General features: G+C 35.5%; 8 protein-coding genes. 5 read left to right on the top strand and 3 right to left on the bottom strand.

The features are described from left to right. Positions 1-77: 77 nt before the first annotated feature. Complete coding sequence (gene ldpA, locus P3F56_RS04975; RefSeq protein ID WP_281153654.1) at positions 78-1,160, bottom strand: circadian clock protein LdpA; 1,083 nt, start codon at positions 1,158-1,160, stop codon at positions 78-80. Positions 1,161-1,626: 466 nt separating this feature from the next. Here ldpA and hpnI point away from each other — a divergent pair, with 466 nt between their 5' ends. Continuing rightward, positions 1,627-2,781 carry a bacteriohopanetetrol glucosamine biosynthesis glycosyltransferase HpnI gene (hpnI, locus tag P3F56_RS04970; RefSeq protein WP_281153653.1) on the top strand — a complete coding sequence of 385 codons (1,155 nt, stop codon included), beginning with the start codon at positions 1,627-1,629 and terminating at the stop codon, positions 2,779-2,781. A gap of 1,473 nt (positions 2,782-4,254) precedes the next feature. Here hpnI and P3F56_RS10460 read toward each other — a convergent pair. After that, the gene (locus tag P3F56_RS10460; protein WP_405054780.1) at positions 4,255-4,338 is read right to left on the bottom strand and encodes a hypothetical protein; all 84 of its coding nucleotides are present in this window, start codon (positions 4,336-4,338) and stop codon (positions 4,255-4,257) included. 995 nt (positions 4,339-5,333) lie between these two features. Here P3F56_RS10460 and P3F56_RS04965 point away from each other — a divergent pair. From P3F56_RS04965 to P3F56_RS04950, 4 genes are all read left to right on the top strand, one after another. Next, positions 5,334-5,591: a hypothetical protein gene (locus P3F56_RS04965; protein WP_281153652.1), complete on the top strand. Its 258-nt coding sequence runs from the start codon at positions 5,334-5,336 to the stop codon at positions 5,589-5,591. A 1,296-nt stretch (positions 5,592-6,887) separates the two neighbouring features. Continuing rightward, positions 6,888-8,924: an FAD-dependent oxidoreductase gene (locus tag P3F56_RS04960; RefSeq protein ID WP_405054768.1), complete on the top strand. Its 2,037-nt coding sequence runs from the start codon at positions 6,888-6,890 to the stop codon at positions 8,922-8,924. Between the two features lie 334 nt (positions 8,925-9,258). Next, entirely contained in the window at positions 9,259-10,557 is a 1,299-nt protein-coding gene (locus tag P3F56_RS04955) for a homoserine dehydrogenase (RefSeq protein ID WP_281153651.1), read from the top strand. Positions 10,558-10,561: 4 nt separating this feature from the next. Continuing rightward, positions 10,562-11,407 carry a LysM peptidoglycan-binding domain-containing M23 family metallopeptidase gene (locus P3F56_RS04950; protein WP_281153650.1) on the top strand — a complete coding sequence of 282 codons (846 nt, stop codon included), beginning with the start codon at positions 10,562-10,564 and terminating at the stop codon, positions 11,405-11,407. Positions 11,408-11,542: 135 nt separating this feature from the next. Here P3F56_RS04950 and P3F56_RS04945 read toward each other — a convergent pair whose 3' ends face one another. Next, positions 11,543-12,382 carry a hypothetical protein gene (locus tag P3F56_RS04945; protein ID WP_281153649.1) on the bottom strand — a complete coding sequence of 280 codons (840 nt, stop codon included), beginning with the start codon at positions 12,380-12,382 and terminating at the stop codon, positions 11,543-11,545. Positions 12,383-13,243 lie beyond the last annotated feature (861 nt).

The raw sequence follows: 13,243 nt of genomic DNA, 5'->3' as shown, positions 1-13,243 counted from the left end.
AATTTAAAAAAGTATTTGTTTCGGGATCTAACATAATTTAAAAAGCGTCGTCAATAGGTCAAAAATAAAAAAATTATTCAATAATTATTTTTTTTTAAAGGAAATACTAAAGAATTGGCAGTTTTTATGGCTTTTGAGAGTAGATAAGGCTGATTTTCTAAAGTTAATTGGAAGTTTGAGTTTATTGATTGGGTTTCTAAGTGTCTTACTATGGGGGATAGTAGCGAGCGAGCATAACTACCATAGGCAACGCCAGACACAACTAAAGTAGACGACATCGAAGGGGTCAAAAGTCCTATTTCTCTTAATTTAGAAACAGTATGATGATTGGTTCCTCCTGCCAGTTGAACAAATCCAGGTATTTGAGCCTTGAGAACTTTTTGAGCCAACTTAATCGCTGCGTGTGTGGTTCCCTTTCCAATATCCCCACTCATAGGGCGACCATCAGTTTGCCAAATTAAGGGAATAGGTAAAGGGGAGATCACATCGTAGAGATAATGGAGATAGTCAATTAACCCACGCCCGTCAGGACAGCTAATAGCGAGCAATTTAAGATAACTAATCCAAGGAGCTATCACCTGCCATAATTGTTTAAACTGGTTTTCTCGTCCCACTTGAGTATGAATTTCCATGGCATCAACACCCATTCTTTGAATAAAAGGAACTATTTCTTTTGGAGAAACCAAATAGGAGCGGGTTTTAACTAATTGATAAGGACAGACAGGGATACAACGACCACACCCATAGCAACGGCTTTCTAAAACCCCAAAACTCCCTTGTTTAGTTTCAATAATAGCTCGAGGAGGACAGACTGTCTCACACGGACGAAAACAGTCTGAGGGACAATGTTGAGAATCAAAGTAAGCTTTCCGAAAGTGAGGATCTTCTCCATCATTTAAACTTACCATTAACCATGGTGTTCCTTTTTGAGAAAATCCCTGATTTTTTTGATTATTTTCTAACTTTTTAGCTATGATTAACGCTTCTTTGGCAGCGGTAATCACGGCAGGATCAGCAGCCACGTCAACACAGTCAGCCCCGGCCAAGGCATAAGCCAAAACAAGAGTACGAATGGCTGGCAAGTCTTGGAAACTCGCCCCACAAATTAGCTTAAACCAGTTTCCTGCTTTGAGGGATTGTAAGGGATAAGATGCGCTCACTCTTATATGCTAGTTTTTAGTTCACTTTTTGTGTTAGAGAATTCCCGTAGTATTTAAATCCCTGTTAAGGATAGGGATAACAAAAATTCAGTCAAAAAACCGTTGATCTGGAGGAAACTCTTATCTCATCAGAGAAGAACTTTTAAGAAAAAAGGAAAAATTATTGCCGATGAGAAGTCCTGTTAAGACTGCCCAAAAAATTTCCTGCGACAACGATTCATACTAACACAGATCACTTTATTATCTTAATATAAGAGAAGCAAAAAGTTCAGTTTTTTCTTATAAAACTAAGAAAATTATCGGCTAATTTCTGTTATTTTTATCCTCAGTTATCGAATTTCAGGTGAGGCATCGCTAGATAGTAGCCTAGATGAAGTTTACAGTTATTCAATTTTTAGTTATGATCTCCCTAAATTTAGGGCAACTTAATGTCATTCGACATACCGTGTGAGAAGAGGATAAACAAGTGTTCAGTTTAACTAATATTTTACAATTTCTCTGCTTAATTCCCATTCTAGGGGGAGCTATATTCTCAATCCTAACAGTTTTAACAATTCAACATTTTTTGAAGAACTCTGAGCCAAATATTATCTATAATTTCACCCCACCCCTAACCGTTCTTAAGCCAGTTCGAGGACTAGAAAAAAATTTAAAACGTAATTTACGTACTATTGCCACTCAAGATTACCCGAACTATCAGATTATCTATTCAGTTCAAGATCCCGAAGATCCTGCTTTACCTATTTTAAAAGAAATCCAAGAAGAATTTGGTTCGGATCTAATTTCTTTAGTAGTGAGTACTCTTGAAGCAGGAGCTAATGGAAAAGTTAATAACCTTTTGGGAGCCATAAAAGAAGCTCGTCACGACATTATTATCATCAGTGATAGTGATACTAATTTACAACCAAATTATCTTAAAAAGATTGTGGCTCCTTTAGATAATCCTGAAGTAGGATGTGTCTGTACTTTATTTAAAGTAATCAGAGGTAATCACTGGTTTGAAAAAATGGAACTTCTGACTATCAATGCTGACTTTATACCTAGTGTTATTTTTGCTGAAGTAACAGGAGCTTCTAATGCTTGTTTGGGTCCTTCTATTGCTATTAGACAATCTACGTTAAAAAAAATAGGCGGCTTAGAAAGTTTAGCAGATTACCTAGTTGAAGATTATGAAATAGGACGAAGAGTATGGACTTCTGGTGAAAAGATGGTTTTATTACCCTATATTATTGATGTAGTTGTAGATCTAAAAAACTCGCGTGATTGGTGGAATCACCAAGTATATTGGGATCAAAATACTTATTTAGCACAACCTCTTCCTTTCATTGCGACTATCCTTATTAGAAGTATTCCCTTTGCCTTACTACTTGCTTTGATTAGAGGAGATATAATTGGACTATATAGTTTCATAGGATCTATAACTATTCGCCTAATAACCGCAGCAATAACTTCCTGGAAAATGGAAGATATGGAGGGAATAAAAAGTCTCTATCTATTGCCATTTCGCGATCTACTAGGTTTAGTATTCTGGGTGTTATCATTTACTCAAAGAACAGTAGTATGGCGTGGAGTAGAATTCAAGCTTGCCAGTCATGGAAAAATGGTGATTCGTCATCATTAAAAAATTAGTAAAGATAACTCATTTACAAATTAATAATCATTAACTCAAAAAAAATAAAAACTTAAAAGATGCTTATCAATGCCTGCAATCATTCTCAATTCTATAGCTAGGAAACCTATTTTTTAGTAACTTAAAAACTGAAATTATTTACCAAATCCTGGCAAATAATTGTTTAATAAAGCCTCTACAGTATCTATGGCTTTTAAAATCTTGTTTATTCCCAGTAAATCAAGATTAATATCGCCATCTTTTTCTTAAACGATTAATCGTTTATATGGATGTAAATATTTTAGCTATATATAGACTAATTGCTTTAGCTTTGAGATCTAATTAATTGTAGTATTTCTACTGCTAAACGATTATATTGTTATACTTTTTTTATAAAAAAACTTCTAATATATATGCCAATAATTAAATTATTTTAAGTTAAATTAGGGCAAGTATTATTTATTTTATTCTAAAACTTTTACATAAATTAAATGATCTGACGTTGTTTTAGATACAGAATGTGCTGTTGTATCTAGCTCTAGTAAAGGAACATTTTTTGAGCTAAAGATAACAATTTGATACCTTTCTATTTTAGGAGCCAACCTTAAAAGATAGTAACACTCACGCATAAAAACTAAATTAACATCCAAATTAATCCCTATAACCTTATACTAAATGTCTGTAGAAAAATTCTTAATTGCAGAGCCTAGGGAAAAAATTCCCGCTTTGAGAATTAACATATATAAACCACTAAACTTATCAATAGCCTTTTCCAAAGCAGTTTGAATGGCTATTTAAATGTATTACAAAAAATTAGGACGTTCATACAAATCTGCAAAATATCAAATTCCACAACAGTTATCCTATTGTTAAGGCCAACCGGATACGAGCTTTATCAATTCCTGATCCAGCTCTGTAACTAAGGTGACTTTGCCTGTGAACATTAAAAGCTTACCACCCTTAGCTAATTTAACCTGTTTCTAGTTACCAATACTCTATATATAAAGATATCTTGGAAACTTAAACGTTGATATCCTCTCAAAACTATCACCTGTTAAATAGTCTCAATTGTATGATAGTAAATATGGGCTAAGATGGCTGCTATCTTAGTATTATAAATCGTTACACATTCCCGATTCGCAGTCTAAGTGGAGTAGGCTCTTAAATAGTTTTAAGAGCCTCCGCTGGGATAACATAGATCTCAGAATATTGTTGGCAATCCCCTAATATATCCTCCCACATCTCGTTGGAATAAAGCGTTTGCCTTTATCTGAATGACAACAGGATCAAGAGTTGCCAGTCCTTGTTGAGATAGTTCTTCAACATCTCCACGTTGGATAAATGCAAGGATGCAATCACAGAAAACTCTGCTACTTGGCAGACTTAAAACATTAAAATTTGGCTGGAGAATAACAGAGTAGTTTTGGATGTCTAATAACAGAAGTTTAAGAAATTTCCCTTATTTTATTTCAAATAGTTCTTTGCTTAACTGACTAATTCAATCATTCGTTGGTAGGACTTTTGGGCACTTTCTCCAAAAGAAAAAATGCCATGATTCATCAATACCATGCCAACAGTTTGTTTTTAAACTTTAGCAGTAAGTTTTCCTGCATACAGACAACCTAAATCAAACCCAAACATAATGTAAGAAATAAAAAACACACGATTATCGTAAATTTCTTAGATTCGTCCCCAACCTGTGGAGGTATTAGTGAGCGAAACTACCGCATCGGCGTGAGTATCATAGACCTATTTCTAGAGAATGGTTTCTAACCATGGAGATTGCGCAGTTGCGTAAATTACTTGGTTTTTCAGTTCATTCATCATCTAGAAGTTTAAAAAAACTGAAAATTTGGCTAATTTAACAAAATGGGTGAAGTAGACTTGAGAAAATACTCCTTTTTTAAGAGTCACTAAATTCAGACTACTCCCTTTACAAGAAAGAATGTTGTCTGTTTCATCCATCAAATTTTCTTGGCGGATTTTAACTGAGGTCTTGCCAGCTGTATGCAAAACTCAAATAGATTTTTATCCTAAAGATTCAGAATTATAGACTTGTAGAGCAAAATATAAACAATATTTAGCCACTTATTGATTCTTGCACAAACTTTCCATGAGTTCTTAAAACTTCCAGTTAAATCTTGAACATTAGTTATATCACTATTAGTTGATATCATTTGTCAGCAATTTCCACTTATTAATTTACTTTTGGTGTGCACTAAAAATTCTGTCACCTTAATTTTTTTAAACTCATTTTTTAGTGGTGTACTAGGATGATAGAGTTCAAAAAACATACTTAGATAAATCAGTCATCTTTTGTGACATACTCCGTAAGCCCTCAAAGGAATTAGAGAAATTATTGCTCTAAGATCCACTATTGCTCTAAAATCCATGGGTAGTCCTTCCAATAGAGTGATTCCTTATTAGACTTTCCTTAGAATCCACTTATTGGTTCATGCTATGAGGTGAGGTTAACTGCTAGGATTTTAGAGAACATAAAAGGTAATCCGTTCACAGCCCAAGCTTATCGGTTAAAACCGATAACATTCATCTTAAAACCGATTATGAAGAGTTTAAAAGCGCATGTTCAGTTACAAGCAATAATCTACCAAATTCAACCAGAAACAGCTAATGAATATCTTGAACTTAATATTGCTCGAAACACCGGACTCATTTCTTCTGAAGAGTACGCAGAGACAATATGGATGGTAACTGCTTCCTCTGCAGAGACTGAACAGCTATGGATTAATCATCAATTATTTTCTCAACTAGTGACAACTCTAGTTAACGAATATTATCTTAGTTTTATTATTTCAGATTAACTGATTCACCCCTCACAGATGCTACTCTACCTAAGTGCTTTTACTTAGCCTAGGAACTTCTGCTGAAATAAAACATCAAGAAAATATTTGAGAATGTGTATCTCGTGGTGGTCTCCTAGACGTACACCAAGACCGATTCTCTGCTGAGAATAACTTAATAACAAGTTAAATGTCTCTTTCTTGGTCAGTTCTAAAACTATGTTCCTATCAAACTGTAACGACTCTTCTATCTAGTTTAGGAGGAAAAAATGTAACTTGATTACCAGTAATCAAATTTACTATGCTGCTAACTTTTGAGTCAGTTTGATAGCCAAGGTAATTTAGAGGGTTGAATGTTAAAATTAGTTTTAGTTTAAAAAAATTGACAAGAAATTTAATTAGTAGTTAAAATTCTATTAGAGAAAAGTAAACTTGAGATAAGGTCTTTAATCGAATTTGAAGATAACGTAGGATGTGCCCAAGAAATTTATATAAGAGCTACTGTTGTTCATTCCTTCAAAGATTACTAGTTAATGACTAGTAAAACAGAGTTAACTAACAAACTGATAAAAAATTGTAATTAAAAAACTTGTTAATAAAAAATAGAGACATCTATTGATGTTGATTCTGATAAAGTTTCTGTAACAGAAACTTTATCAGAATCAACATTTTGGGAAAAGAAGTTTTTAGATTCTCCTCTTCCCAAAATTATTTTTATTGATTATGGAAAAAATTTAGAAATTTTTTAGTTATGTGTCTTAAATCAAAAAAATTTACCGTATTTTTTGCTAGAAAAATTTTTATTTCTATCACTAAACAGATTTTTTGGCTGTTGGTAGTTTCAATTTATCTTTCCAAAAAGAAATTATGGCTAGGCAATTTTGAGGAATTAACATTAATGAAAATCAGAAAATATAAAAGTTCACAAACCTTAGTCAATTTACCTCCCAATTTGCCTACTATGCACAACAAAGATTATTTAAGAGTTTACAAGATTTAAATTGACGATAAAAACTGAAAGCATTCTGTTGCTTGGCTTCGTCAAAGACTTATAGAATATTTTCGGACTTAAAATACTTAAATAAGCAACTCTACTTGAGATTTAATCCATAATTTAGATTCGATAGACTTTCAAAGAAAAAACAAGTAGTTGCTGATTAGTTATCTTTAAATATCAAGCTAAAAAAAGAATTTTAATGTCAATAGGTAACAGGAATTAATGTATACTCATCCCTAATTCTATAGAAATTCTCTCCTGACAAATTAGTCTCACTTATTATTTTCACTTACCTATCCCTTATAAAGGATGTACAAATAATGCACGCAATCCCCCGTTATTTAGCTACATTGCCTCTTAGCCTAATTCTAGGACAAGTTATTATTCCTTGTACCCTGGCTGCGCTTCCTCGTACTCCCGATAAAACCGTTGAATGTGAAATGCTGATTATTGGTGGAGGACTTGCGGGAGTAGCTGCAACTTATGAAGGTCTACTTGCCGGGAAAACTGTCTGTCTTACCGAAATTACCGACTGGGTGGGAGGACAAATTTCGGCCCAAGGAACTTCAGCTTTGGACGAACGACAAACCCAGCGCTCACAACTAATTTACCCCCGTGGTTATCTAGAATTGAGAAAACGTATCAAACAGCATTATGGCAAGCTCAATCCTGGAGACTGTTGGGTAAGTGAATCCTGTTTTTTACCAAGAGATGGTGATCTCATTTTAATGAAGATGTTGGAAGATGCAGCTAATAAACACAATGGAACCCTAAAATGGTTTCCTTCAACAGTTATTAAAGACATAAATATTGGCAAAAACCCTCGAGGAGGAACAGGAGAACAAATTTTAAGTGTGATCGCTATTCAACATCAATCGGCTGATGGCCAACCTCCTCTTAATACTTATCCTCTCTCACAAACCATTGAAGACGCTTACAGTTACGAAAATTCTCCTCGCTTTAATAAAACTATTATTCATTTTACTCCCAAGAAAAATAACAAACAAGAACCCGCAGACTGGTATGTTATAGAAGCCACAGAAACAGGAGAAATCATCGGTTTAACGGATATTCCTCACCGTTTAGGGATTGACCCTCGTTCCTATCTTGAACCCTCTTCATCAAGCGTTACAGGTAATCCTTACTGTACTCAAGGGTTTACTTACACTTTTGCTATAGAAACCATGAAGGAATCTCAAACACATAAAATGCCGATTTTTTATCCACAATATGCCCCTTATTATAGTTATGAATTAGAACGATTAGCTGACTTCGATTTAGTTTATACTTACCGACGAATTTGGAGTCGAGAAAAAGGGAAATCTAAAAAATTTGGGGGAATTAATTTTACTGTCCCTACTCCCGGAGATATCTCCATGCAAAATTGGACTTGGGGTAATGATTATCGTCCAGGGAATCCTCAAGACAACCTAATCTATACTCGTCAACAATTGCAAGAGACTGGACAATTGAAATCTGGGAAATGGATGGGAGGACTAAGGACTGAGTCCCTTCGGAAAGGAGAAGAAAACGCCTTAGGATATTTTTATTGGTTAATGAGGGGAACTACAGATTCTCAATTAGGAGAAGGAGTCAAAAAAATTAATCTCAATCATCGTTTTCTATCAGGTTTTGACTTTCCGATGGGAACTAAACATGGGCTATCTAAATATCCTTACATTCGCGAAGCAAGGCGAATTATTGGACGAAAATCTTCTGCTTATAAAGATGGGTTTCTTATAACAGAAATTGATATTTCTCGCCGTAATTATCAAGATGAATTTTATAAAAAAACTCTTTCTCCTGATACCTATCGTCGTCTTCATGCAACTATTCGACGATGGGAAGGTTTTGCGATTTTAAGTGGAAGAATTGCTCCCAGTGATGTAGCAAGACGAAAACGGTCTACTATTTATCCTGACTCGGTAGGAATAGGTCATTATGCTATTGATTTTCATCCTTGCATGACCGAATTTCCTGCCGAAAAACCCAAAAACACTGAACGAAAAGGAGAAAGACAGGGCGCTGGGCAAGCTTATCCCTTTCAAGTTCCTTTAAGAGCGATGATTCCCCAAAAACTTGATAATTTGTTGGTAACGGGGAAGAGTATTGCCGTGAGTCATATTGCGGCTGCAGCTTATCGGGTACATTCGTTTGAATGGTCTTCAGGGGCGGCCGCTGGAACCATTGCGGCTTTTGCTTTGAATCAACAAACCTTACCGTATCAAATGGTTAAAGAGCCAATCTTTCGCTCAGAAAAGTTAAAGAAATTACGAAAAAAATTGGATGATAATGGTAATTTTACAAGCTTTCCAGATACTTCTATTTTTAATAATGATTGGGATAATTGGAAATAAAATTGATTGAAATTCTAGGATCAATATAGTTGTAGAAACTATATTGAGATTGTCATGAAGACGATTAGCCCAACACATTTTACTATCATGTTTGGTCGAGTAACAGTTTGAGCACAGTTCTGATAGCTTGGCTTAGATTTCTATTTGCAGTGGAAGTAAATGGTTTATTAATCTTTACTTTTGTATGCAAGTATAAACAGCTGAATAATTATTAATGATTAATTAATCAATTTAAAATGTCATATTTGTCCCTTAAAATTTTAAATTCCTAAGAAACTACTGCCAAAAACCGTTAATCTAGATCAAAGATTAAGGACGATGTAGGAGTACGGTGGTGGCCTTTAAGATTGGTTTATTAGGTTTAGGAACAGTAGGGGCAGGAACCGCCCAGATATTGCTTGATTCCTCAGGGCGAAATCCTCTGTTGGAAGAAATTGTTATCAGTCAGGTAGGGGTACGATCTCTAGAGAAAACCCGTCCAATTAAATTTCCCCCAGGAGTGCTTACCACAGACTTAGAAGCCATTGTTACTGATCCTGAAATTAACATTGTGGTGGAATTATTAGGGGGACTAGAACCAGCGCGAGCGCTAATTTTGCAAGCAATCGACCAAGGAAAACACGTTGTGACAGCTAATAAAGCAGTTATTGCCCGTCACGGGGACGAAATTTACGAAGCAGCCAATTGTGCAGGGGTGTATGTTCTTCTAGAAGCATCTGTTGGTGGCGGAATTCCTATTATTAAACCTCTCAAACAGTCTTTGGGGGCAAACCGCATCACCAGTATTATCGGCATTGTTAACGGAACTACTAACTATATTCTGACCAAAATGACTACCGCTGGGGCTGATTTTAATGAGGTCCTAATCGAAGCACAACAGTTAGGCTACGCTGAAGCTGATCCCACCGCCGATGTAGATGGGTTGGATGCGGCTGATAAAATTGCCATTTTAGCCTCTCTAGGATTTGGTGGACGAGTCAAACGCGAGAGTGTCTACTGTGAGGGAATTCGCAAAGTAAGTGCAGTCGATATTGCTTATGCAGATAAATTAGGGTTTGTGATTAAACTTCTGGCAATCGCTAAAGGATTAGAAGGAACAGAATCTGATACTCTTCAACTACGAGTCCATCCTACCCTAGTGCCTAAATCCCATCCCTTAGCCAATGTAGACCAAGTGAACAATGCCATTTTAGTTGAAGGAGATCCTCTTGGACAAGTTATGTTTTATGGTCCAGGGGCAGGGGCAGGTCCTACAGCCAGCGCAGTTGTTTCAGATATAATAAATATTGTGGCCATACTCAAAAGCGATAATCATACCCAAACTCTTGACCCTTTGTTGAGTTGTATTCATCAACATTATTGTCAAATAACCCCGATAGAAGCCATTGAAACCCGTTTTTATGTTCGCTTTCTCACTGGAGATGTCCCAGGAGTAATCGGTCATCTAGGAACGAGTTTTGGGAACTATGAAGTAAGTTTAGAGTCTGTGGTACAGATTGGATTTAAAGAGGAACTAGCAGAAATTGTGGTTGTTACTCACTATGTTTGCGAAGGAAATTTTCGAACTGCCTTAGATGAAGTCCGTACCCTAGAGGCAATCAAAAGCATACCTAGTGTTTTACGAGTTTTGTAGATCTGTGAGTAGTCAATTGCTGTTAACCCTCCTAGTCTCTCTAATTCCTCCTATGGTTAATTTAGCCAAAATATCACCATCTCGACTGTGTCCTACTCCAGTTTTATCTCGTTTGCAACGTCATCAAGTTGTCTCAGGAGAAAGCCTATCTAGTATCGCCCAAAATTATAATTTAATTCCCGAAACTTTGGTAAGACTTAATCCGAATCTAAAAAGAAAGTCAGTTCGGATTGGACAGAAGATTCTAATTCCTCCGTTTAATGGAATTCGGGTAAAAGTTCCGAATGGAGCGACTTGGAATGATTTAGCTACAGCTTATGGTATTCGTGCTGATGTACTTTTTGAAATTAATGGTTGTGTCAAAACTCCCACTGTGGTGTACATTCCTGGGGTAAATTGGCAGATTGAAGCAAAGACTAGGCGAAATGACTATATAGGACTTGGTAAATATCCCTTACCCTCCGTCGCTAGGGTAGGGCTAACCTATGGATGGCACCGCGATCCAACTACAAGACAGTCTTTTTTTCATGGAGGAATAGATTTATTAGCTCAGATAGGAACTTCAGTCCTGGCTGCTGATACCGGAAGGGTAATATTTGCCGCTCAGGAAGGAACCTACGGGTTTTTAGTCGTAGTAGACCATGGTGATGGTAGACAGACCCGTTATGCTCATTTAAATCGGTTTCAGGTAAAGATCGGTCAGACAGTTCGAGGAGGAGATATAGTAGGATACGTGGGAAAAACAGGGCGGCCAGACTTACTGGAATCTCATCTACACTTTGAAGTTCGTTATAAGTTTCCCGTAGGTTGGGTTGCTCAAGATCCACTGACTCATTTACCAAAACTTTAACTTTAAGTCGTGTCCGTAACAAAAAGTTTTTAGTAGAGGTAGAGAACAGAAAATGAGGAACAGTTTTTCATCACTTTATGCCTTTTGCATGAATGCGTTTTAGCTTATTAACTGTTCCCCATACCCGTTAACCTATCAATTAGTATCCACTGGAACAAACAGTCTTGATTTTTGCAGATATTTCCAAGCAACTCCTTCAGGATCTTTACTTTTACTCCATTCAGGAAAGCTAGGCTCGCTTTTTCGTCTTCCAATAGTACTTGGAGTCGTGTCCAAACGCTTAGCCAAATCTACTTGGATTAAAGATAATTCAGAAGAGGTTTCAGCAGATTCCTCCTCGGTTAATGAACTTTCTGAGAGCGTCTGAGCAATTGTTTTCGGTTCGAAATTAGCATATATCTCAGTAGAGAGTTGGCCTAATTTTTGTCGTTCTTCTTTGAGTTCGGCTAGTTGAGAAAAAACTCTTACTGCTGTGTCAGAAAGTTCATTTTGCTTAGTTTTGGGAGTCTTTGGCATGATATCGGAGTCAATGCTGTCAGCTATTAGTTCAACATTTTCTGAGTCTTCAATTGAAAGTTTAGGTTCACTGTCGTCAAAAATACTACCTAGAGTACTAGCTGTAATGAAGTAATAAACCCTGCCTTTATCGGGTAATTCTTTGCAATAAGCCCCGTATTCCTGAGCTTTCCTGGAGAGAAATCGGTTTGCGCTTCTAGCAGAGAGATTAGCTTTCAAGGACAAATCCATTGAAGTGAGGCATCCCTGGTTTACTTGTAGCAACTCATTAAAAATTGGGTTAATCTGAAAACACCACTGTTGCCATTGGTAATTATTCCAAGCTTTCCAGAGAATAGTTAAACTCACGACTCCTAAAATCCATAACCAAGCTTTATACAGAAGAATGATCCCTGCCGCTAAGGGAAGGATAAGAATGAGAAAGGCGGCTGAATTGCCATCAAATACTTTTCCAGTCATAATTTCTGGTTATCAATTGAAGTGCATGACAAAACTAATGTCATTAAGGACATCAAGTCCTGTCAATATTTAAGATCTAAATGTTGAAGAACTTTATATTAACAGTATTGTATCTGAATGTCGTCAGAATATATTCTTAACTCGTAGGACGGTTAAATGGGGGGATTCTCACGACATTTTTGACAAAAATAAAAGCATCTCTCTAAAAGTAGTTAGCTATCAATACTTTTAGAGAGTACAATATGTTACGAATAAACTTTTTAAACTAGGTATTAAGCGAATGAAGAGTTTCAGTTTTAGATAGTTGTTTTTTAGAAAAAAAATTGATATTTTAAAATTTAAAGACACGATTTTACTTGTACTCATTTATTATAGTGATAGGCTTTGGAAATTCTCAAGGAAGTTAAGAGGTAAGAAAATTCTTGGCTATCTAATGTAGGAATAAAACTCAAAGCATGTACAGTTAATTTTAATATTATTACCCTTGTTGTCCATCATAAATAGTTTTTAGCAAAATATAAAAATATAGATTTGCTTAGAGCAACTTATCACTATGTAATAGTACAGTTCTATGTTGAAGATAATATTCGCGTTATTTCGCAATATTATCTTCAACTTTTGTCAAAAAAATGTAGTTTTGCTACTAGTTAATAATTAATTAAAAGTGATTTTATCCGTAAATAATAATACTTTTTATCAAAGTAGAATCATGTTATTTTTGTAATAAAAAATGAAAGTAAGATAACAACGCCAATTTTGGAAACATAATTTTAGAAACATTAAATTAGGCATACTCTTGATTTTGTTGATCATATAAGATGTGCTCATTACAATTTAGTTCATTATGAATTAGTTTATATG

The sequence above is a fragment of the cyanobacterium endosymbiont of Epithemia clementina EcSB genome (assembly GCF_029919255.1).
Taxonomy (GTDB): domain Bacteria; phylum Cyanobacteriota; class Cyanobacteriia; order Cyanobacteriales; family Microcystaceae; genus Rippkaea.
This window is presented reverse-complemented; position numbering and strand designations above follow the sequence as displayed.

What these genes read in the sequence shown, in the direction of transcription:
- P3F56_RS10460 (WP_405054780.1), bottom strand. Translation starts at nt 4,338, where the DNA reads ATGGTATTGATGAATCATGGCATTTTTTCTTTTGGAGAAAGTGCCCAA.
- P3F56_RS04965 (WP_281153652.1), top strand. Translation starts at nt 5,334, where the DNA reads ATGAAGAGTTTAAAAGCGCATGTTCAGTTACAAGCAATAATCTACCAA.
- P3F56_RS04960 (WP_405054768.1), top strand. Translation starts at nt 6,888, where the DNA reads ATGCACGCAATCCCCCGTTATTTAGCTACATTGCCTCTTAGCCTAATT.
- P3F56_RS04945 (WP_281153649.1), bottom strand. Translation starts at nt 12,382, where the DNA reads ATGACTGGAAAAGTATTTGATGGCAATTCAGCCGCCTTTCTCATTCTT.